The 21,705-nt window shown below is 70.4% G+C and carries 20 protein-coding genes; 11 read left to right on the top strand and 9 right to left on the bottom strand.

Features of this window, described 5'->3' with window-relative positions; all coding sequences use genetic code 11:
* Positions 1-75: 75 nt before the first annotated feature.
* Together BUE42_RS08335 and uraD are read left to right on the top strand one after the other, a co-directional pair.
* Positions 76-1,038 carry a Bug family tripartite tricarboxylate transporter substrate binding protein gene (locus tag BUE42_RS08335; protein WP_073464161.1) on the top strand — a complete coding sequence of 321 codons (963 nt, stop codon included), beginning with the start codon at positions 76-78 and terminating at the stop codon, positions 1,036-1,038.
* Positions 1,035-1,565, top strand: a complete 531-nt coding sequence (gene uraD, locus BUE42_RS08330) for a 2-oxo-4-hydroxy-4-carboxy-5-ureidoimidazoline decarboxylase (protein ID WP_200798924.1) — start codon at positions 1,035-1,037, stop codon at positions 1,563-1,565. Before BUE42_RS08335 ends, uraD begins: the two co-directional genes overlap by 4 nt.
* Here uraD and BUE42_RS08325 read toward each other — a convergent pair.
* Positions 1,559-3,061 (bottom strand): C13 family peptidase, encoded by a 1,503-nt coding sequence (locus BUE42_RS08325; RefSeq protein WP_073464159.1) that lies wholly within the window; start codon positions 3,059-3,061, stop codon positions 1,559-1,561. The two genes, uraD and BUE42_RS08325, sit on opposite strands and share 7 nt — an antisense overlap.
* Before the next feature lie 39 nt (positions 3,062-3,100).
* Positions 3,101-3,991: a LysR family transcriptional regulator gene (locus tag BUE42_RS08320; RefSeq protein WP_073464157.1), complete on the bottom strand. Its 891-nt coding sequence runs from the start codon at positions 3,989-3,991 to the stop codon at positions 3,101-3,103.
* 109 nt (positions 3,992-4,100) lie between these two features.
* Between BUE42_RS08320 and BUE42_RS08315 the strand changes: the two genes are divergently transcribed.
* The 3 genes from BUE42_RS08315 to BUE42_RS08305 all read left to right on the top strand — a co-directional run bounded on the left by BUE42_RS08315 (position 4,101) and on the right by BUE42_RS08305 (position 6,760).
* A complete protein-coding gene (locus BUE42_RS08315) occupies positions 4,101-4,853 on the top strand; it encodes a glucose 1-dehydrogenase (protein ID WP_073464155.1) in 753 nt (250 codons plus the stop codon).
* Between the two features lie 118 nt (positions 4,854-4,971).
* Positions 4,972-5,469, top strand: a complete 498-nt coding sequence (locus BUE42_RS08310) for a cytochrome c (protein ID WP_073464152.1) — start codon at positions 4,972-4,974, stop codon at positions 5,467-5,469.
* A gap of 46 nt (positions 5,470-5,515) precedes the next feature.
* Positions 5,516-6,760 (top strand): TIGR03862 family flavoprotein, encoded by a 1,245-nt coding sequence (locus tag BUE42_RS08305; RefSeq protein WP_073464150.1) that lies wholly within the window; start codon positions 5,516-5,518, stop codon positions 6,758-6,760.
* 11 nt (positions 6,761-6,771) lie between these two features.
* On the opposite strand, the gene BUE42_RS08300 is transcribed toward BUE42_RS08305, so the two are convergent.
* From BUE42_RS08300 to BUE42_RS08270, 7 genes are all read right to left on the bottom strand, one after another.
* Positions 6,772-7,821: a hypothetical protein gene (locus BUE42_RS08300; RefSeq protein ID WP_073464148.1), complete on the bottom strand. Its 1,050-nt coding sequence runs from the start codon at positions 7,819-7,821 to the stop codon at positions 6,772-6,774.
* 21 nt (positions 7,822-7,842) lie between these two features.
* On the bottom strand, positions 7,843-8,961 hold the full coding sequence (locus tag BUE42_RS08295) for an ABC transporter substrate-binding protein (protein WP_083613976.1): 1,119 nt from the start codon (positions 8,959-8,961) through the stop codon (positions 7,843-7,845).
* Between the two features lie 11 nt (positions 8,962-8,972).
* A complete protein-coding gene (locus BUE42_RS08290; protein WP_159445383.1) occupies positions 8,973-10,103 on the bottom strand; it encodes an ABC transporter substrate-binding protein in 1,131 nt (376 codons plus the stop codon).
* Positions 10,104-10,282: 179 nt separating this feature from the next.
* The gene (locus tag BUE42_RS08285; RefSeq protein WP_073464145.1) at positions 10,283-10,561 is read right to left on the bottom strand and encodes a DUF4148 domain-containing protein; all 279 of its coding nucleotides are present in this window, start codon (positions 10,559-10,561) and stop codon (positions 10,283-10,285) included.
* A gap of 155 nt (positions 10,562-10,716) precedes the next feature.
* Complete coding sequence (locus BUE42_RS08280; RefSeq protein WP_073464144.1) at positions 10,717-11,874, bottom strand: glycosyl hydrolase family 18 protein; 1,158 nt, start codon at positions 11,872-11,874, stop codon at positions 10,717-10,719.
* A 241-nt stretch (positions 11,875-12,115) separates the two neighbouring features.
* Positions 12,116-14,194 carry a TonB-dependent receptor gene (locus BUE42_RS08275; RefSeq protein ID WP_073464143.1) on the bottom strand — a complete coding sequence of 693 codons (2,079 nt, stop codon included), beginning with the start codon at positions 14,192-14,194 and terminating at the stop codon, positions 12,116-12,118.
* A gap of 85 nt (positions 14,195-14,279) precedes the next feature.
* The gene (locus tag BUE42_RS08270) at positions 14,280-14,657 is read right to left on the bottom strand and encodes a hypothetical protein (protein ID WP_143171377.1); all 378 of its coding nucleotides are present in this window, start codon (positions 14,655-14,657) and stop codon (positions 14,280-14,282) included.
* A 124-nt stretch (positions 14,658-14,781) separates the two neighbouring features.
* Between BUE42_RS08270 and BUE42_RS08265 the strand changes: the two genes are divergently transcribed.
* The 6 genes from BUE42_RS08265 to BUE42_RS08240 all read left to right on the top strand — a co-directional run bounded on the left by BUE42_RS08265 (position 14,782) and on the right by BUE42_RS08240 (position 21,459).
* Positions 14,782-17,136 (top strand): Tex family protein, encoded by a 2,355-nt coding sequence (locus BUE42_RS08265; protein ID WP_073464141.1) that lies wholly within the window; start codon positions 14,782-14,784, stop codon positions 17,134-17,136.
* 58 nt (positions 17,137-17,194) lie between these two features.
* A complete protein-coding gene (locus tag BUE42_RS08260; RefSeq protein ID WP_073464140.1) occupies positions 17,195-17,737 on the top strand; it encodes a superoxide dismutase family protein in 543 nt (180 codons plus the stop codon).
* 9 nt (positions 17,738-17,746) lie between these two features.
* Positions 17,747-18,808 (top strand): patatin-like phospholipase family protein, encoded by a 1,062-nt coding sequence (locus BUE42_RS08255; RefSeq protein WP_073464139.1) that lies wholly within the window; start codon positions 17,747-17,749, stop codon positions 18,806-18,808.
* A gap of 112 nt (positions 18,809-18,920) precedes the next feature.
* Positions 18,921-19,934: a chorismate transformation FkbO/Hyg5 family protein gene (locus BUE42_RS08250; protein WP_073464138.1), complete on the top strand. Its 1,014-nt coding sequence runs from the start codon at positions 18,921-18,923 to the stop codon at positions 19,932-19,934.
* Entirely contained in the window at positions 19,931-20,674 is a 744-nt protein-coding gene (locus BUE42_RS08245; RefSeq protein WP_073464137.1) for a lysophospholipid acyltransferase family protein, read from the top strand. The genes BUE42_RS08250 and BUE42_RS08245 overlap by 4 nt, the downstream gene beginning before the upstream one ends.
* Before the next feature lie 2 nt (positions 20,675-20,676).
* The gene (locus BUE42_RS08240) at positions 20,677-21,459 is read left to right on the top strand and encodes a glycosyltransferase family 2 protein (protein ID WP_073464136.1); all 783 of its coding nucleotides are present in this window, start codon (positions 20,677-20,679) and stop codon (positions 21,457-21,459) included.
* The last annotated feature ends 246 nt before the right edge of the window (positions 21,460-21,705 follow it).

Below are 21,705 nucleotides of genomic sequence, written 5' to 3'. Positions count from 1 at the left end.
TGCCCAATCGGTGATGGACGGCAATGCAGCCGCTGCCTAGCATCGGTGCACCTCATCCCCTGCCGGAGCCCGTCGATGCCTTCCATCTCCCGTCGCCTGTTGGCGGTCGTCCTCGCGGCGGGCGCCAGTGCCGCGCAGGCCGCCTGGCCCGAGAAGCCGATCCGCATCGTCGTGACCTTTGCGCCCGGCGGCGCGAGCGACATCGTCGCGCGCGAGATCTCCGCGCCGCTCGCCAAGGCGCTCGGCCAGCCGGTGATCGTCGACAACAAGCCGGGTGCCGGCGGCACCCTGGGCGGTGCCGAGGTCGCGCGCTCGGCGCCCGACGGCTACACGCTGATGCTGTCGAACTCCACGCCGCTGTCGATCGGCCCGTTCACGCTCGCGAAGCTGCCGTACGACCCGGTGAAGCAGTTCACGCACGTCGCGATGCTGGGCGTGGCGCCGGTGGCGATCATGGCCAACCCGCAGGCCGGCATCGCGTCGCTGGCCGACCTGCCGAAGGCGGCCGCCGCGGCCAACGGCCACCTGAGCTTCGGCAGCGGCGGGCCGGGCTCGATCGGGCAGATCGTCGGCGAGATGCTGAAGGCCGACCTGAAGCTGAACATGACGCACGTGCCGTACCGCGGCGGCGCGCCGATGACCACCGACCTGATCGCCGGCATCGTGCCGCTCGGCATCGACGTGATCACCGCCTACGTGCCGATGATGAAGAGCGGCCAGATCAAGGGCATCGCGGTGACCTCGCGCACCCGCTCGCCGCTCGCGCCCGACGTGCCGACCGTCGTCGAGCAGGGCCGGCCCGACCTCGTCAGCGACAACTACTTCGGCGTGTCCGGCCCGGCCGGGCTGCCGAAGGAGGTCAACGACAAGCTCGCGCATGCGCTGGCCGACGTCCTGCTGCAGCCGGCGATCGTCAAACGCTTCGAGGAACTCGGCATCACGCCGCTGAAGATGAACTCGGCCGAGTTCGCCGGCTTCGTCGAGAAGCAGATCCGCGACTGGGCGCCGGCGATCAAGGCGGCGGACATCAGGCCGTGAGCGTGCCGCCGATCGTGCGGGTCACCTGGCAGGCGCTGCGCGACAGCAGCGACGAGGCCTTCGTCGAGCGCCTCGCCAGCGTGTTCGAGCACGCGCCGTGGGTCGCGGTGGCGGTGCTGAACGAGCGGCCCTTCGCGAGCCTCGAGGCCGTGCACGCCGCGATGATGGCGCGGCTGCGGGCGCTGCCCGCGGCGCAACTGCTGGCCCTGCTGCAGGGCCATCCGGAACTGGCGGGCGACCAGGCGCGAACCGGTGCGATGACGGCCGATTCGGTGGCCGAGCAAGGCAGCCTCGCGCTGCAGGCGCTGCCGGCGGCCGAGGCCGCGCGCTGGGATGCGATGAACGCGGTCTACCGCGAGCGCTTCGGCTTTCCGTTCATCCTGTGCATCCGAGAGCACACGCGCGACTCGGCATTGCAGGCCTTCGAGACGCGGCTGCAGCGCACGCGGGCGCAGGAGCTGCAACAGGCACTGGACGAGATCCGCCGGATCTCGTGGCGGCGCCTGCAGGCCCGGATCGCTTACTGACCGGCGGCCGCGGCGCGCTGCTTCGCCAGCGCCGCCAGCGTCTCGCGCATCCGTTCGCCGACCGCGATCTGCGGGTTCGAGTAGCCGTCGGTCTTGCCGGCGTCCTTCTCGCGCTGCTCGATGCGCGCGCGCGCGGCCGCATGCGCCTCCTCGAACGACCAGGTGCTGCGCATTCCTTCGTCGTACATCGCGCGGCCGAAGAAGGTCAGCGGCGAGCGGCGGCCGCAGCCGTACGACGTGTGGTCGGCATCGGCCGCCGTCATCACCAGCGTGTCGGGGTCCGACAGCGGCGCGATCCAGCTGCCGGAATAGCAGGCCGACACCGAGATCACGCGGTGGCGGATGCCCGCCGCATCGAGCCAGCCCTTCAGCATCGCCGGCGTGACCGAGGCGACCTCCAGCGGCCAGAACGACGACGCGAGCTGCCCGTCGCGCGCGCCGTGCGAGGTGAGGTGCAGGAACAGCACGTCTTCGTCGCGGTCCATCAGCGCGGCCATGCGCGTGATCGCGCGCTGCAGGTTGACCGGCGTGGCCCATGCGAACGAGGCCGGGTCGTCGTGGTGGCTGACCAGCTGCAGCGCGCGGCCGGCGCTGTCGAAGCGGGTCGTCATCACGTCGGCCACCATCGCGCTCTCGCGGCGGAACACCTCTTCGTCGGCGTTCGGCGCGAAGGTCAGCGTGTAGACGTCGATCGTGCCCTTGCGCTGCGGCGCGAGCGCCTGCAGCCGGGCCTGCAGCAGCTGCGATTGCTGCTCGACCAGCTCCTGCGTCAGCTTGAAGCGAGGAGCCGCGTCGTCTTCGCCCTCGGCGGTTTCGGCGCGCGCCGGGTACCAGTGCGCCGCGCGGTTGAGCCACTGGTTGGTCACCAGCGTCGCCGCGACGATCAGCAGCGCCCCCAGGCGCGGCGCGAGCCGCGTGCCGGCGCGCCACAGCAACACCGCCTGCGCGAGGAACAGCCAGCCGATCGCGAGCCACCACGTGCCCCAGGCCAGCCAGCCGCCTTCGCCGCCGCTGCCGTACAGGCCGTTGCGGGCCATCGGCACCAGCAGCAGCGACAGCACCACCAGCGTCGGCAGGCCCTGCGCGCACAGCATCGCGAACAGCGCTGCCGCATCGGGCGCTGCGCGGTGGCCGCCGTCGCCGCGTTGCGGTTCGCGCATCAGCAGCCAGCAGGCCCAGACCAGCAGCGCGAGCCCCATCCAGCGGGACGTCATCAGCGTCGGCCAATAGAACGACGCCGGGCCGACGATGAAGAGCCGCTCGACCAGCACGCCGAGCGCGAGGGGCACGAGCAGCAGGCAGGCGGTGATGGCCGGCGTGGCCTGCAGGCCGCTCCAGTCGGCGCGCATCAGCAACGCGGTGCGGATGCCCTGGTGCCACCAGGCACCGAGGGCGCCGCGGGGCAGTTGGCGTGGCGGCGGTGGCGGGCCGTCGGCGGCGGCGGGGTCTATGGGGTCGATCGGGTCAATGGGGTCGTGCAGTCCGGTGTCGGTCATGTGATGGTGTTCTCCCAGGCGGGCGAATCTACCAAACGCTCACGCCGGATCGGCCAATGCGGTTGCGATGAACTCGCCCAGCGCACGCGCCGCAGGCTTTGCGGCACGGCCGGCCGGGAACACCGCATTCAGCTCGGTCGAGCCGAGGTCCCAGTCGGGCAGCACCTGCTGCAGGCGGCCGGCATCGAGCTCGGCGCGGCAGCCCCAATGGCCGCTCATCGCGATGCCCATGCCGGCCAGGGCCGCGGCGGTCGCGCCTTCGTTGACGGTGACCATCAGCCGGCTCTGCACGCGCACGAGCAGCGAGCGGCCGTCGAGCGTCATCGCGATGCCGCGCGTGCCGGGGCCGACCGGCCCGGCGATGAAGCGGTGCGCGGCCAGGTCGTCGGGGGACTCCGGCGTGCCGGCGCGTTCCAGGTAGGCGGGCGACGCGACCAGCATCCGCCGCGTGGCGCCGAGCCGGCGCGCGGTCGCGACCGAATCGGCGAGTTCGCCGAAGCGCAACGCGATGTCGACGCCCTCGTGCACAAGGTCCTGCCGCTGGTCGTTCATCAGCAGCTCGATGCGCAGCGCCGGGTGCCGCTCGGTGAAGGCTGGTAGCCGCGGGATCAGCTCGCGCACGCCGAAGCTCGCCGCCACGCCGACCCGCAGCACGCCACGCAATTCGCCGCTGCCGCGTGCCGCATGGTCGGCTTCGTCGAGCGCATCGAGGATGGCCTCGATGCGCGCCAGGTAGTCGACGCCGGCCTCGGTGAGCGTGACGGCGCGGGTCGTGCGCGTGAACAGTGCGACGCCAACTTCGCGCTCCAGCTCGCTGACGATGCGCGAGGCCGACGGCTGCGAGAACCCCAGCTCGCGCCCGGCGCGCGAGAAGTTGCCGCTGCGGGCGACGCGGGCGAACAGGCGCAGGGCGATGAGTCGGTCAGTCATTTGGCTGGCGAATATAACTTAGCCGATGGGGACCGCTACCGCGTCATTGGCGAATCAAACACCATTCGTTCCGACGCCAGCAAGGCGCCAGCAACAACAGGACAGAACCATGAGCAAGCTGAACAACAAGGTGGCCGTCGTGACCGGTGGCTCGAAGGGCATCGGGGCGGGCATCGCCACGGCATTGGCCGGCGCGGGCGCCGCGGTGGTCGTGAACTACGCGAGCAGCCGGGCCGGTGCCGACGCGGTGGTCGTGCAGATCGCGAAGCAGGGCGGCCGCGCGATCGCGGTGCAGGGCGACGTGTCGAAGCCGGCCGACGTGAAGCGGCTGTTCGCCGAGGCGAAGCGCGCATTCGGCCGCGTCGACGTGCTGGTCAACAACGCCGGCGTGTACAGCTTCGGGCCGCTGGACGCGGTGAGCGAAGACGACTACCGCAGGCAGTTCGACACCAACGTGCTGGGCACGCTGCTCGCGTCGCAAGAGGCAGCGCGGCACTTCGGCGCGGCCGGCGGCAGCATCGTCAACATCGGCTCGATCGCGAGCACCGCGCGCATGCCGGGCAGCTCGGTCTACTCGGCGACCAAGGGCGCGGTCGATGCGATCACGCGGGCGCTGGCGATCGAGTTGGCGGGCCGCAACATCCGCATCAACACGATCGCGCCGGGTGCGACCGCGACCGAAGGCCTCGCGACGATGGGCGTGACCGAAGGCTCCGACATGCACAAGGCGATGCTCGCCGGGATCCCGGCCGGGCGCTTCGGCCGGCCGGACGACATCGGCGGGCTGGCGGTGTTCCTCGCGAGCGACGACGCACGCTGGATCACCGGCGACCGCATCACCGCGTCGGGCGGGCAGTACTGAGTCGCTAGCGTCGACCCATACCGTCGTCGAATGGAACCCGATGCGTCCGTGCGGCGCATCGGGTCGTAGGTGCCGGTTCCACAACTCTTTGTCGACGCATTTCTGTCGACGCATCCCGATGAGAACATTCCTGCTGACCTCCGCCGCTGCCGTGCTGGCCGGCCTGTCGCTCGTGGCATCTGCCGCGCCGTCTGCCAAGGCCGATCAAGCTTCCGTGATCGAGCGTGGCCGCTACCTCGTGAAGATCGGCGGCTGCAACGACTGCCACACCGTCAACTACGGCGAGACCGGCGGCAAGGTGCCGCCGGCGCAATGGCTGACCGGCAGCCCGCTCGGCTGGAGCGGCCCGTGGGGCACGACCTACGCGCCGAACCTGCGCAACTATTTCAGCCGCGTGACGGCCGACCAATGGGTCAAGGTGGCGCACACGATCGAGACGCGTCCACCGATGCCGTGGTTCGTGCTGCGCGATTTCAGCGAGCCGGACCTGCGCGCGATGCATGCCTTCATCACCTCGCTCGGCGCGACCGGTGGCGAATCGCCGGCGTACCTGCCGCCGGGGCGCAAGGCGAACGGGCCGGTCGTGCTGTTCCCGGAGCCGCCGCCGGCCAAGTGAGCCCCGGGGGGACAATGCGGACCCTTCCCCGCTGTGTCCCCTGCCCATGCCTGCCATCGCCTCCACTGCCAACGTCGTGATCATCGGTGGGGGGCCGGCCGGCCTGATGGCGGCGGAGCGCCTCGCCGCCGGCGGCGTGCAGGTCGACCTGTACGACGCAATGCCGTCGGTCGGCCGCAAGTTCCTGCTGGCCGGCAAGGGCGGACTGAACCTGACGCACAGCGAGCCGCTGCCGGCGTTCGTCGAGCGCTATGGCGCGCAGCGCGAGCAGGTGACGGGCTGGCTCGATGCGTTCGGCCCGCAGCAGCTGCGCGAGTGGGTGAGCGGGCTCGGCATCGACACCTTCGTCGGCAGCTCCGGCCGCGTGTTCCCGACCGACATGAAGGCCGCGCCGCTGCTGCGTGCGTGGCTGCAGCGGCTGCGCGCGGCCGGCGTGCGCTTCCACATGCGGCAGCGCTGGCTCGGCTGGGCTGACGACGGCGCGCTGCGCTTTGCATCGGCCGACGGCGAGCACAGCGTGCGCGCCGATGCGGTGCTGCTGGCACTGGGCGGGGCGAGCTGGTCGCGGCTCGGCTCCGATGGCGCGTGGGTGCCGTGGCTCACGCAGCGCGCGGTCGACGTGGCGCCGTTGCGGCCGTCGAACTGCGGCTTCGACGTGGCGCCGGGCTGGAGCGAGCATTTCCGCAGCCGATTCGCCGGCGAGCCGCTCAAATCCGTGGCGATTGCGCTCGACGACGGCTGGCGGCAGGCGGGCGAGTTCGTCGTCACGCAGACCGGCGTCGAAGGCAGCCTGGTGTATGCCGCATCGGCACGGCTGCGCGATGGCATCGAGGCGCACGGCCAGGCGAGCTTCGCGCTCGACCTGCTGCCGGCGCGCACGCTGGAATGGGTGGGAGCCGAGCTCGCGCACCCGCGCGGGCCGCGTTCGCTGTCGACGCATTTGAAGACGCGGCTCGGCCTGTACGGCGTGAAGGCGAGCCTGCTGCACGAGCTGGTGCCGAAGGCGGAGATGGCCGACGTGCAGCGGCTGGCCGCGCACATCAAGGGCCTGCGCATCACCGTGGGTGCTGCGCGGCCGATCGACGAGGCGATCAGCAGCGCCGGCGGTGTGCGCGCCGCGGCGCTGGATGACGCGCTGATGCTGCGCGCGCTGCCGGGCGTGTTCGTCGCCGGCGAGATGCTCGATTGGGAGGCACCGACCGGCGGCTACCTGCTGACCGCAACGATGGCGAGCGCGCGCGTGGCGGCGCAGGGCGCGCTCGACTGGCTGGCGCGCGCGCGCGCGGGCTGAACGGCGAAGCGTCAGCGCAGGGCCGGCGTGCCGGCCGCACCCGCCAGGCGGGCCTGCGCCTCCCAGCGCCGCGCCGCGTCGAGCACCGAGGCGAAGGCCTCGCCATCCTCCAGCAGCGCCCGCTTGGTCACCGCGTCCAGCGGGTTCTCGATGCCGGTCTCGTCGCGCGGCATGCGGTCCTCGCGCACCGCCTTCAGCAAGCGCTCGATCTCGCCGGCGGCATGCGCCGGCGTCTGCAACAGCACCAGGCGCTTGCTCTTGTCCGGGTTGCTCGGCACGTGGCACGAATCGCATTCACCCTGGCGCAGGCGCAGCGCAAGCCGCTTGTACGAGCCCTCGAGCTGCCCCAGGTAGGGGTTGTCGGTGCGGTACAGGCCGTCGAAGAGCGTCGCCTTCGGCTGCGTCCGGCCTTGCGCATCCGTCCACATCCACTGGCCGCTGAAGCCCATCGGCGCAGGCACCTTGCCCACCAGGGTGATCGGCGGCTGCGTGCCGTGCACGGTGAACTGCGCCACCTTCACCCGGCCGCGCATCGGCTCCCACCACAGCAGCACCTCGTTCGCGCCCTGGTACATGGACCACTTCTCGGCGTCGTGCCAGAACGGGTAGGGAAACTGCCCTGGCGCGAGCCGGTTGCGAAAGGCGGTCGCGAAGCGCAGCTGGAACAGCCCTTCGGAGGCGACGTAGCGCACGCTGTGCTGCCCGTCGAACATGAACAGCGGCATGTAGAGCCCGGTCAGCACGTCGGGCGCGAACTGCGTCAGCGAGCTGGCCTGCAGCGACAGCGCCGGATCGCGCTGGCGGCCCCACAGCACGATCGCGTCCAGCGAATCGCGCAATGCCGCATCGCCGAACAGCCCGCGCCGGCATTGCTCGAAGGCCGGCTGGTCCCCGGTGCCGGCCACCGGGCAGTGGCGCGTGAAGGCGGTGGCGATCTCGGCGGCCGCGGCGCGCGCCTCGGCCCACTGGTGCGCGCTCGGCTCGCTGCCGGCGCCCCACGCCGGCAGGCCGGCGAACCACAGCGCGAGCCAGGCCAGCCCGCGTGTCCAGGATGCAGCCATGAGGGATCCCTCCTTCGGGGTTCAGCCGACGATGCGGCCGTAGCGGTCGACCACCACCATTTCGACGTACTGCGAGCCATGCGGGTTGTCGGGCGCATAGGCGAGGCGGTAGCCGCCCAGGTCGGTGCGCAGCGAGGTCAGCGCGTCGCGCATCCGGCTGCGCGTCGCACCGCCGGCCTTGACCGCGGCGTGCGCCGCCTCGACCACGACGCGCCCGGCGATATAGCCTTCCAGCGTCGTCACGCCCAGCGCGGCACTGCCGCCCAGCGCGGCCAGGTCGCTCTTGCACTGGCCGACCACGCCGACGCCCAGGGCCGACGGCCGCGGCACCACCAGGCTCATCACCACGCTGCGCCGCGTCGCGACCACGCCGTCGATCAGGTCCTGCCCGGCGAACGACGACGAGAAATGCATGCCCGGGTACGCGCCGGTGTGCATGTGCTCGATGATGGACAGCACCGGCGCGGCATTGGTGGTGAACATCACGCAATCGAGCCGCTGTTCCAGCAGCTGCTGCGCCACCGGCATCAGCGAGCCGGCGTTGCGGTCGATCGGCACGACGGCGACGGGTTGCACGCCGAGCCGGCTCAATGCGTCCTCCATCGCCAGCAGGTTGGCTTTCGAGGTGTCCTTCAGGTGCACGTAGCCGACGCGTTTGAAGCCGAACTCCTTCGCGTAGCCCACCATGCGCCGGTACTCCACGTCGTAGCCGGCGCGCACGTGCACCGCGCCGGACGATGCCGCGCTGCGGATGCCCATGTTGCCGCTGGCGGTGCCGATCAGCGCGATCTGGTTCTTCTCGACCTGCGGCATGCAGGCCTCGGCCGCCGCGCCGCTGGTCAGGCCGACCAGGGCCGCGGCGCCGTCGCCGATCAGCTTCTGCACGTTGGCGATGCAGCGGTCCTTGGTGCCGCCGTCGTCGAGCACCTGCAGCTCGAAGCGCGGGCCCTTGGGATCGGCCCGGTTGGCGGCGGCGAACGCGGCGAGGATGCCGTCGCGCACGTCGGCACCGTAGCGCGCCTGGGCGCCGGTGAGCGAGGCGCTCTGGCCCAGCGTGACGACGGCGTTGGAGGCGAATGCGAGGCGCGGGAAGCCCGCGCAGGCGGCAGCGCCGCCCATCAGAAGGTCACGGCGTTTCATGCGCTGCCCCTTCAGCCGACGAGACGGCCGTAGCGGTCGATCGCGATCAGGTCGACGTAGCGCGAGCCGTGCGTGGTGCCGGCGAACTCGACCTTGTAGCCGCCCAGGTCGCTGCGCAGGCCGGCCAGCGAATCCTTCATGCGCGCGCGGTTCAGCGTGCCGGCCTTCGACGCTGCCAGCGCCGCCTCGACCGCGATGCGTCCGCCGATGTAGCCCTCGAGCGTCGTGATGCCCAGCCGTGCGCCGTTGTTCAGCAGTGCCAGGTCGCGCTGGCATTGCGCGACCACGTTGACGCCCATCTGCGTCGGGCGCGGCACCACCATGCTCATCACGCAGCTTTGCTTGCGCGAGGTCAGCGTGTCGATCAGGTCCTGCCCCGCGAACGACGAGGCGTAGAACAGCCCGGCGTACTTGCCGCGCACCAGGTGGTCGATGATCTTGCTGACCGGCCCCGCGTTGGCGGTGAACAGCACGCAGTCGAGGCGCGCGGCCAGCAGCTCGTTGGCGATGCCGTCGAACGACGTGGCGTTGCGGTCGATGCCGATCGACACCTTGGGCTGGATGGACATCGCCGACAGCGCGGCGTTCATCGCCTCCATGTTGGCCTTCGAGGTGTCGTTCAGGTAGACGACACCGACGCGCTGCATGCCGAAATCCTTGACGTAGCCGACCATGCGCTTGTACTCGGCGTCGTAGCCGGCACGCACGTGGAAGGCGCCGCTGACGTTGCTGCCGCGGATGCCCATGTTGCCGCTGGCGGTGCCGAGCATCGCGATCTGCGCATCCTCGATCACCGGCACGCAGGCTTCGGCGCCGGCGCCGCTGGTCAGGCCGATCAGCGCCGTCGAGCCGTTCTCGACCAGCTGCATCACGTTCTTCATGCAGCGGCTGCGCACGCCGCCGTCGTCGAGCGTCTGCAGGTCGAAGTGGAGCCCGGTGGCGGCCTCATTGGTGTTTGCTGCGGCGAAGGCAGCGGCGATGCCGTTCTGCACGTCGCGCCCGTAGCTGGCCTGGCCGCCCGTCAGCGATGCCGACTGGCCGAAGCTGATGGTGCGGACACCGGCGGCGCGCGACGGCGCCAGCGGCAGGAGTGTCACGCCGGCGGCCCCGGAGGCGGCCAGCAACAGGTTTCTGCGCTTCATCTTCATCTCTCCCTGAGACCACGTCATGGCGACGTGATCGGGTTTCGACAAGCTGAAGCGGTGGCTGAAGCTGGCGTTGCCGCGCCTTACGTCGGTAGCACTTGGTTTCGCACCACTAGGTGAAACCGAGCTTGAAACTTCGCCAAGTGCTGACGTGAGTGCATCCGTTTCGCGGCGGATCAGCCGCCACTGGCGATCGGCGCCTTCGGTTCGGCGCGCTTCGGGCTGCGCTCGGCGGTGCGGGTGTCGGAGGCGGCCGGCGCGTCGTGGCGCATCGTGCCGGCGAATTCGCCGCCCATCGGCAGCGTGCCTTGCGCGCGCGCTTCCATCAGCTCGGCGCGCACTTGTGCGCGGGTCTTCGGCGCGGCGGCGTCCTGGGCCATTGCGGCGGCGCTGCCGAGGGCGAGCAACATCGTGGCGAGGACGGCGAAGGCGGGGCGGGTTGCAGTGCGGTTCATGGTTCACTCCATCGGGTGGGTTCGACGGCGACCTGTCGTCGATGGAGTGGACTGTGGCGATGCGCGCCCGCCGGCGACACCGCGATGCGACGAGGGGCTCGCCGCGGTCGCGAAGCGTCGCCGGCGCGACGCGAACGGCCGGCCTCAGCGTGGCCTCAAGGCACCAGCGGCCCCAACTGCTTCGCGAACGGGTAGCCCTGCAGCGCGTCGTTGTTGATCTGCCAGTCGAAGGCGCCGCGCACCTTCGGGTAGCGCGCCTTGATCTGCGTCCACACGCTGACCGCCGTCTCGATGGTCTCGTAGTTGTAGGCCTGCGGGTCGACGCCGAAGCCGATCACCACGTGCTCGGGCCCGAGCAGCGTCATCCACAGGTCCACGTTCGGCAGGATCCAGTTCGGGTCCGCGAGGTTCGGACCGTCGTAGTACTGCGGAGCGCAGTAGTCGAGCGCGCCGGCGTCGAGCATCGTCTTGCAGAAGGCCTGGTCGACCTGGTTCCACGGCGCCGGCGGCGCGGAGATGATGAAGCCGGGGTGGCGGCGCTTCAGCTCCTTGGCGATCCAGATCATCTCGCCGGTGTCGGGCGACTGCGAGCCTTCGAAGGTGTTGAAGTCCAGGCCGTCGAAGCCCTGCCACTGCGCGTAGAGCGCGTCGATGCTGTCGACGAAGGTGGTCGACTTGGCGCGGTCGGGGAAGGACATGCCGAAGCCGGCCCCGCCGACCGACAGGATGATCTTTCGCTTCTGCACGCTGCGCGCGTACTGCATGTCCTCGACCCAGTGCGTCCAGGCGCCGTTGCCGTCTGCCGGGGCCTGCCAGCGCACGTTGCCCGAGGTATCGCCGCCGGGTGGCGTCGCGGCGAACAGGTAGATGAGGTTGAAGTGCGGGTCGATGTCGCGCAGCCGGATCGGCGAGCCGACCCACCACGGGTAGTAGCCGCCGACGATGGCGCTCGATGCAGGCGCAGGTGCCGGTGCGGGAGATGGCGCCGGAGCAGGGGCTGGCGCGGGCGCTGGGGAAGGGGCGGGTGCGGGCGAAGGCGCCGGAGCGTTCCCGCACGGCCCGTCGGTGACCCAGGGTTGTCCGCTGCCCACCGGCCCGCTGTGCGGGTTCGGGTTTTCGTCGATCGTGCGGTAGGCGGCGGTGTAGTTGGTCAGGTTCTGGCTGACGTGGCTGCCGCCGGCATACGAGGTGTTTCTGTTCCAGGCTGGAGCGCACACCGGATCGGCGGCGGTCGCAGAGCCGGCGGCGAGGAGCGCGCTGCTCGCCAGCAACAGGTCGAACACGCGCGAACGCTTGAGGGAGGTCGAACTCATTGTTTTCCTTTCGAACTGCAAAGCGGTTGTCAGAAAAAGCATGAGTCATGTCATCGACAGACTTCGGCAGCGCCATGACCGTGCTCAGGGCCGAGAAAGCAGACTGCCTTTCGATCGGAAAATCGATCGTATGACCATTTAAATACCAATACGTTCCAATTGGCTACCACGTGAAACGGCATGGTGGCGAACGCGGCGTGGCGGCACGCTGCGTCCGCGCTCGCTCATGGAGAGTGAAGCCTCAGAAGCTGACGCGCACCCCCGTCTTCACCGACCTTCCCGGCAGTGGCGACAGATCCCGCACCGTCTGCACCGTCGACGCGCTGTACGCCAGCTTGTCGCCCAGGTTGCCGAGCTTCAGGAACCACAGCGCATCGCTGCTGCCGATCGCGAAATGCCGCGCCAGCGACGCGTTGACGATCGTGTAGCCGTCGGTCGACACGTCGGTCGCCGGCACGCGGTTCTGCTTCGCCGCGCTGTCCACCTCCAGGCGCGCGCTCCATGGCCCGCTGTCGACGTCCAGCCCGACCAGCGTGCGCAGCGGCGCGACGCGCGGCAGCGCCTCGCCGGTGTCGAGGTTGGTCGCCCGCGTGTAGTCGAGCTTGCCGTCCAGCCCCAGCGTCCAGCCGTCCTGCCGCAGCAACCGGTGCTTGCCGTTGATCTCGATGCCGTTCAGCCGCGCCCGCACCGCGCGGAACGCGTACTCGGGGAACGACTCCGGGCCGTCGTCGCCCTCGGCCTCGATCTGTTGCCCGGTCGCCTCCAGCGAGATGAAGCGCGAGAAGCGCGTGCTGAACGCGCCCAGCCGCAGCTCGTTGCCGTCGTCCTTCCACGCGAGCGCGACATCGATGTTGTTGCCGCGCTCCACGCCCAGGTTCGTGTCGCCGCGCTCGAACGCGCCGGTCGCCGCGTGCACGCCGTTCGCATACAGCTCGAACGAGGTCGGCGCGCGCTCGGTGTAGCTCAGCGACCCGCTCAGCGACCAGGCCGGCGTCAGCTTGTAGACGTTGGCCAGCGACGCGCTGCGCACCGGAAAGCTGCGCGCATCGGCCGCACCGAACTTCGGCTCGGCCGCATCGGCGGCGTCGCCGTCCGACGTGATGCGCGCATGCTCCACGCGCAGCCCGGCGGTCAGCGTGCCGCCGCTCCAGCTCAGGTCTTCCAGAGCGAACAGCGCCTGCCGCTTCGTGCGCGTGCTCGGCACGAAGGCTTCATCGCCGAGCGCCGAGAAATCGAAATCCTCCAGCTGCAGCCCGACCACGCCCTGCACCGGCCCGATCGCCGCATGCGTGGCCTCCACGCGCAGTTCATCGCCGGAGGTCTTGAAGGTGGTGCCCACCGCGCCGGTGTTGGTGTCGACCTCCTGGTGCTGGTAGCGCGTGTGGTTGAAGCTCGCGCGCACGCCGGTGAACGGACCGTCCAGCCGCTTGACCTCGCCGGCCAGGCCGACGTGGTCGCGCTTCATGTCGATGTCGACGTCCGGCTCGGCCACCGCGCCGTAGGTGCTGCGGTAGGTGTCGACCGACAGGCCGACGTAACCCTGGTCGAAGAACAGCGAGCCACCCACCGCACCACCGTGCGTGTCGCTGGCCGACGCGCGCACGCGTTTCGTCTCCGGCTGGTCCACGCCGTCGGCGCGCGGCGTGAAGCTCGGCACGTGCAGGTCCGAGGTCTTGCGGCCGAAGGCGTCCACATGCAGCCCGAACTGGCCGTTGCCGGTTTCCAGCAGCGCGGCGCCGCCACGCTCGGCATCGGCACCGCCCAGGCGCAGCTCGGCCGAGCCGCCCAGCCCGGTGATCGGGCTCGACGGGATGCGGTTGTCCAGCGTGTTGACGACGCCACCGACCGCGCTGCCGCCATACAGCAGCGCGCCCGGGCCGCGCAGCACCTCGATGCGGTCGGCGATCAGCGGGTCGATCGGCACCGCGTGGTCGAAGCTGAGGCTCGACGCATCGAGCGAGCCGCCGGCGTTGCTGAGCATGCGCACCCGGTCGCCATCCAGTCCGCGGATCACCGGCCGGTTCGCGTTCGGGCCGAAGTACGTCGACGACACACCGGGCATGCCGTTCAGCGTCTCGCCGATCGAGCTGCCGCGGCGCAGTGTCAGCGCGTCGCCGGTCAGCACCGAGACCGGCGCGGCGATGTCGCTGCGGCCGAGCGGGTTGCCGGTGATGACGACCTTGTCGAGCGTGGTCGGGGCGCTGGCTGCAGCGGCCGGCGCGATGGCGGCGGCCGAGGTGGATTGAGCAAAGGCAGCGGACGAAAATGCAAGAGAGACGGCCACGGACACGGCGTGGCGCTTCGAGACGAGCGAATTCATGGGGAGACTTCCAACAAAGCTGATGAAGCCGGGGCCGGCGTGCGCGTGCGCAGCCGGGCCCGGATGACGAACCTGGAAAGGCGGATCAGCTCAGGGAAGGGGGCCCGCGGGCGAGAAAGCCCGAGGATTGCGTGGCGATGTGCCAGCCGCGGTGCAGCGCCACCGGCGTCTGCGTGAACTCGACGGCCGCGAACACCGGTGTCACGGCATGCAGCGCATCGCCATGGCTCAACTGGTCGTAGACATCGCAATCGCCGCCGTGCTGGTGGCCGGCGAACAGCTTGGCCACCCAGCCCGAGTCGGCCTTCGCCGTCAACGTTGTCGTCGTGCCCGGTGCATGGCGCATGTGCGCGATGCCGTGCATCAAGCCCAGCGCCTGCGCGAGCACGAGCGACACGAGCAGCACGGCCGCGAAGGCGATGCGGCGCGAGGCACGGGTGAAGGCGAAGGGGTGGGACAGCATGGAGGGGGGCGCGAAGGCCGCGAGCATAGCAAACAGTGACAAATCCACCCGGCCGCCCGGCGATGACCGTGTGGCAAACTCCGCCGCTTTCGTGCTCTACAAGCCTCTGGCAGGCCCCCTCGTTTTGGACAAGATTCTTCTGCAGATCGCCGCCGAGCTGAAGGTTCGGCCGGTGCAAGTGAACGCCGCGGTGCAACTGCTGGACGGCGGGGCCACGGTGCCCTTCATCGCCCGCTACCGCAAGGAAGCCACCGACAACCTGGACGACATCCAGCTGCGCGAGCTCGAATCCCGCCTGTCGTACCTGCGCGAGCTCGAAGACCGCCGCGAGGCCGTGCTGAAGAGCATCGACGAGCAGGGCAAGCTGACGCCCGCGCTGCGCGCCGCGATCGAGGCCGCGCCGACCAAGCAGGAGCTCGAAGACCTCTACCTGCCGTTCAAGCCGCGCCGCCGCACCAAGGGCATGATCGCCCGCGAGGCCGGGCTCGAGCCGCTGGCCGACAAGCTGTTCGCCGACCCCTCGCTCGACCCGGCCGCCGAGGCGGTGGCCTTCATCAATGCCGAAGGCGGTTTCGCCGACGCGCTTGCGGTGCTCGACGGCGTGCGCGACCTGCTCAGCGAACGCTGGGCCGAAGACGCCGCGCTGGTCGGCAAGCTGCGCAGCTGGCTGTGGGACGAGGGCCTGCTGCGCTCGAAGCTGATGGACGGCAAGGACGTCAATCACCCCGACGTCTCCAAGTTCCGCGACTACTTCGAGTACGACGAGCCGATCAACCGCGTGCCCTCGCACCGCGCGCTCGCGGTGTTCCGCGGCCGCACGCTCGAGTTCCTCGATGCGAAGCTGGTGCTCGATGAAGAGGTCGTGCCGGGGCAACCGACGATCGCCGAAGGCCGCATCGCGGTGCACCTCGGCTGGAGCCACAAGAAGCGCCCGGCCGACGACCTGATCCGCAAGACCGTCGGCTGGACCTGGAAGGTCAAGCTGAGCCTGAGCCTGGAGCGCGACCTGTTCAGCCGGTTGCGCGAAGACGCCGAGAAGGTCGCGATCAAGGTGTTCGCCGAGAACCTGCGCGACCTGCTGCTGGCCGCGCCGGCCGGCCCGCGCGTCGTGATGGGGCTGGACCCCGGCATCCGCACCGGCGTGAAGGTCGCGGTGGTCGACGCGACCGGCAAGGTGCTCGACACCCACACCGTCTACCCGCACGAGCCGCGCAACGACTGGGAAGGCTCGCTGCACACGCTGGGCCGGCTGTGCGCGACGCACGGCGTCAACCTGATCGCGATCGGCAACGGCACCGCGAGCCGCGAGACCGACAAGCTCGCGTCCGACCTGATCAAGCGCATCCAGCAGCTCGCCCCGGGCACGCACATCGAGAAGGTGGTGGTCAGCGAGGCCGGTGCGTCGGTCTACTCGGCCAGCGAGTACGCCAGCAAGGAGCTGCCCGACCTCGACGTGAGCCTGCGTGGCGCGGTGAGCATCGCGCGGCGCCTGCAGGATCCGCTTGCCGAGCTGGTGAAGATCGAGCCGAAGAGCATCGGCGTCGGCCAGTACCAGCATGACGTGAACCAGAGCGAGCTTGCGCGCAGCCTCGACACCGTGATCGAGGATTGCGTGAACTCGGTCGGCGTCGACCTGAACACCGCGTCGGCGCCGCTGCTGTCGCGCGTGTCCGGCCTGAGCAGCGCGGTGGCCGCGAGCATCGTGCGCTGGCGCGATGCGAACGGCGCGTTCCGCAACCGCCAGCAGCTGCTGGACGTCAGCGGGCTCGGTGCGAAGACCTTCGAGCAGAGCGCCGGTTTCCTGCGCATCCGCGGTGGCGACAACCCGCTCGACCAGTCCGGCGTGCACCCGGAAACCTACCCGGTGGTCGAGAAGATCATGGCCGCGGTCAACAAGCCGGCCGCCGAGGTGATGGGCCGCAGCGACGTGATCCGTGCGCTGAAGCCCGAGGCCTTCGCGAGCGACAAGTTCGGCGCGATCACGGTGAAGGACATCTTCGCCGAGCTCGAGAAGCCGGGCCGCGACCCGCGCCCCGACTTCAAGGTGGCGCGCTTCAACGACGGCGTCGAAGACCTGAAGGACCTGCAGCCGGGCATGACGCTCGAAGGCACCGTCAGCAACGTCGCGCAGTTCGGCGCCTTCATCGACCTGGGCGTGCACCAGGACGGGCTGGTGCACGTGAGCCAGCTGAGCAACAAGTTCGTCACCGATGCGCGCGAGGTCGTCAAGACCGGCGACATCGTCAAGGTCAAGGTGCTCGAGGTCGACTTGGCGCGCAAGCGCATCTCGCTGACGATGAAGCTCGATGCGGCGGTCGCACCGCGTGGCGAGCGCCAGGGCGACAACAGCTTCCGGCCGGCGGGGCGCGGCGAGCGCAGCGGTGGTGGCGGTGGCGGCCAGCGCGCACCGCAGCAGCAGGCATCGTCGCAGCAATCCGCGATGGCGGCTGCCTTTGCGAAGCTGCAAGGCAAGGGCTGAGCCGCGGCCGGCGATTCAGGGCACCATGCGGTCCGACACTTCACTGAGGAGCATCACGATGCAATCACGTCTTCGATCCCTGGCCCTGAGCGCGATGCTCGGCGCTGTCGCGCTGCTCGGCGCCTGCGCCCATGCGCCCGGCCCGAGCGCCACCGCGACGCTGCTGCCCACCACCGGCAATGCCGCGGTCGGCGTCGTCACCTTCCAGATGGTCGACGACCGCGTGCTCGTCAAGGGCAAGGTGCGCGGCCTGAAGCCGAACCAGGATCACGGCTTCCACGCGCACGAGAAGGGCGATTGCTCCAGCGGCGACGGCCTGAGCACCGGCGGCCACTTCAACCCCACCGGCAAGCCGCACGGCTCGCCGCTCGGCGAGCACCATGCCGGCGACATCCCGGCCATCACTGCCGATGCGAACGGCGTGGCGGAGTTCGAATTCCTGCTGAGCGGCGTCACCATCGGCTCCGGCCCGACCGACCTGGTCGGCCGCGGGCTGATCGTGCACGCGAGCCAGGACGACTACAGCACCCAGCCGACCGGCAACTCCGGCGCCCGCATCGCCTGCGGCGTCATCAAGCGCGATCCGACCCCCGGCAACTGACCGGGCACGATGAAGGCCTTGCTGGTCAGTGCCGGCCCGCGGGCCCTCGCGCACCTGCGCCAGCATGGCCTGCAGCCGCAAGACGTGCGCGCCATCCCGGCCGCCGCCGGTGGCCCCAAGGGCCTGGCGCTGAACCACCTCGACCGCTTCCTGTTCGGCGACTGGTTGCCGCGCAGCGATCACACGGTGCACCTGCTCGGCGCGTCGATCGGCGCGTGGCGCATGGCCACCGGCTGCCTCGACGACCCGGCGCGCGAGCTGGCGCAGATGGCGGCCGACTACATCGGCCAGCAGTACGAGCATGCACCCGGCAAGCAGCCGACCGCGACCCACGTCAGCCAGGTGTTCGCCGACAACCTGGTGCGCCAGTTCGGCGCCCGCGAGGCGCAGGTGCTGCAGCACCCGCGCTACCGGCTGCATGTCTTCACGAGCCGCGGCCGGCACGTGCTCGGCCGGCAGGGGCGGCTGCGCACGCCGATCGGCTACCTCGGCGCCTTCGCGGCCAATGCGCTGAGCCGCCGCGCGATGGGCGGCTGGCTGGAGCGGGTGGTGTTCTCCGATCCGCGCGATGCCTTGCCGCTGTCGCTCACCGACTACCGCACCCACACCGCCGCGCTCGATGGCTCGAACCTGCGCGCGAGCATCCTCGCGAGCTGCTCGATCCCGTTCTGGCTCGACGCGGTGCACGACATCCCGGGCGGCCCCACCGGCGCCTACTGGGACGGCGGCATCACCGACTACCACCTGCATCTCGACTACGCGTCGATGCACGACGGCCTGGCGCTGTACCCGCACTTCCAGAAGACGGTGGTGCCGGGCTGGCTCGACAAGGGCTTCAAGCGCCGCCACCGCGCCAGCGCGATGCTCGACAAGCTGATCGTGCTGTACCCGAACCCGGCGTGGATCGCGACACTGCCGAACGGCAAGCTGCCCGACCGGGCCGACTTCAAGTCCTGGGGCGACGACGTGTCCGGGCGGCAGGCCGCCTGGACCCGCACGGTGCAGGAAAGCGAACGCCTGCGTGACGATTTCGCGAATTGGCTCGTTCGCCCCGAGGCCGACCCGTTGTAGGACGTCACGTCACGCCGGGAAACCGCGCCCGGAAACGTCACGGCGCTCCTCTAAAATTCGATGGATGCGCGACCTGCCGTTGTTCCCTCCGCCGCTCCCCTTGTCGTCCCCCTTGCAATTCCGTCGCGCCTTCGAATCGACTGCCACGCCGGCGCTCGACCGCCGCCTCCACACCGCCGAAGAGCCGCGCGACATCGCCGCGCCGGCGCTGCTGTACCCGGCCGGCCCGGGGGTTGTCGGCATCACCGAGACCTGGAGCGCTGCCGGCACGCCGCGCGAGCAGCACCGGGGTGTGGCGCGCTTCACGAGCGACGGCCATTGGCTGATGGGCACGCTGTGCATCGACGACGCGACGCTGCCCGGCGGCATCGGCGCGGCGGCGCGGCAGGTCTACGACGAGCTGTTCCAGCTGCTGCGCGACGAAGGCTTCCCGCACCTGCTGCGGGTGTGGAACTACCTGGCCGACATCAACGGCAGCATCGAGGCCGGCGATGGCGGTGACCCGCTGGAGCGCTACCGGCAGTTCAACATCGGCCGGCAGGACGCCTTCCTGGCCGCGCGGCGCAGCGCCTTCGACGGCGCGCCGGCCGCGTGTGCGCTGGGCACCACCCGCGGGCCGCTGACGGTGCACTTCCTGGCCGGGCGCGAGGCGCCGCGGGCGGTCGAGAACCCGCGCCAGGTCAGCGCCTACCGCTACCCGTCGCAATACGGGCCGCGCGCGCCGACCTTCTCGCGCGGCGCGCTGGCGTCGATCGGCGGCGGGCGCGAGGCCTTGTTCCTGTCGGGCACCGCGAGCATCGTCGGCCACCAGACGCTGCATGCCGGCGACGTGGCCCGGCAGACCGAGGAGACGCTCGCGAACGTGGCCGCGGTGGTCGATGCGGCCAACGCGCTGAGCACGATCGGGCCGAAGGCGCATCGCGTCGACGCACTCGACTGCACCGTCTACGTTCGCCATCCGCAAGACCTGCCCACCGTGCGCGAGGTGCTGGCGCGGCGGCTGGGCGCCGAGGCGCCGGCGCTGCGCAACGCCATCTACCTGCGCGCCGACGTGTGCCGCGCCGACCTGCTGGTCGAGATCGAGGCGCACGGCATCGCGTCGGCCGCGGAGCCGTCGCCCCCATGATCCGGCGCGCCTGGCAGCTCGCGTGTTTCTACCTGCTGCTGCTCGGGTTGGGCCTGGCGTCGCTGGTCTGGAGCCTGGTCGCCGCGCTGATGCTGCCGGTGGTGCCGCGGCAGCGCGCGCAGGCGATCGGCCGGCACGTGGTCGCGAGTTCGTACCGCGTGTTCTGGAACCTGGCGGCCGGCTTCGGGTTGATGGAGGTCGACAGCCGGGCGCTCGATCGGCTCAATGACGACGCGAGCGGGCTGGTCGTGGTGGCCAATCACCCGAGCATGGTCGATGCGCTGCTGATCGTCGCGCGGCTGCAGCGGGGCGTGTGCATCATGAAAGGCGACCTGATGCGCAACGTGTTCCTCGGGGCCGGGGCGCGGATCGCACGCTACATCCCGAACGATTCGCCGCGCACGATGCTGCGCCATGCGATCGCGAACCTGCGTGAAGGCGCGCAGCTGGTGATGTTTCCCGAGGGCACGCGCACCGAGGCAGGTGGCATGCTGAACCGCTTTCGTCCGGGCGTGACGGCGATCGCGCACAAGGCCGGCGTGCCGATCCAGACGGTGTTCATCGAGACCGATTCGCCGTACCTGCGCAAGGGCTGGCCGATCTGGCGCGTGCCGCCGTTTCCGATGGCGTTCACGCTGCGGCTGGGCGAGCGCTTCGAGCCGCACGAGGGCGCGGCGCTGTCGCTGGACGAGCTGGAGTCCTATTTCAGAACAGAGCTGTGCAAGAAAGAGCGGACGTGAGCATGACAGCGAGCACGACGCGGCATGCGGTGCTGATCCCGAGCTACAACACCGGCGCGACGGTCTACGACACGGTGCGCGCGGCGCGCGCGCAGTGGTCGCCGGTGTGGGTGGTGGTCGACGGCAGCACCGACGGCACGGCCGAAGGGCTGCAGCGCCTGGCCGAGGCCGATGCGCAGCTGCACGTGATCGTGCTGCCGCGCAACCAGGGCAAGGGCGCTGCCGTGCTGACCGGGCTGCACGCGGCGCAGGCGGCGGGGTTCACGCACGTGCTGACGATGGATTCGGACGGGCAGCATCCGGCGGGGCTGATCCCGCAGTTCATCGCGAGCTCGGTCGAGCACCCGGATGCGATGGTGCTGGGCAAGCCGGTGTTCGACGCATCGGCGCCGTTGCTGCGCGTGCGCGGGCGGCGCATCTCGAACGGCTGGACCGACCTGGAGACGCTGGGCGCCGGCATCGGTGACTCGCTGTACGGCTTCCGCGTGTACCCGATCGAGCCGCTGATCGCGGTGATGCAGCGCCAGCCGTGGATGCGGCGCTTCGACTTCGACACCGAGGCGGTGGTGCGGCTCGCGTGGCGTGGCGTCGCGCCGATCAACCTGCCGGCGCCGGTGAAGTACCTGACGGCGGAGGAGGGCGGTGTCTCGCACTTCCGCTATGGGCGCGACAACGTGCTGCTGACGTGGATGCACGCGCGGCTGATGGTGGAGTTTTTGCTGCGGCTGCCGGTGCTGGTGTGGCGGCGGGTGAGGCGCTTGCCGCCGTTTCAGTACCGTTCGTAGGTTTCCTGGTTCGCGCATTGGCGCGGAAGGCGCGTGCGGGGAGGCTGTGGCTCGCCGGACGGTGCGGTCCTCGCCCCTGGCGGGGCAATGACTGCCCTCCGCTGACTGGTTTGATGGCCCGTCGCCGAAACTCCCGCCACTCACTTCGTTCGTTGTGGTCAAACAGTCGGCGACAGTCAGTTCACGATCGCGCTGCGCGCGGGGCCATCAAACCAGCCAGCTCCGGCGCCCCGTCCCTATTGGCGC

The organism is Rhizobacter sp. OV335, from assembly GCF_900142965.1.
Classification (GTDB): domain Bacteria; phylum Pseudomonadota; class Gammaproteobacteria; order Burkholderiales; family Burkholderiaceae_C; genus Rhizobacter.
This window is presented reverse-complemented; position numbering and strand designations above follow the sequence as displayed.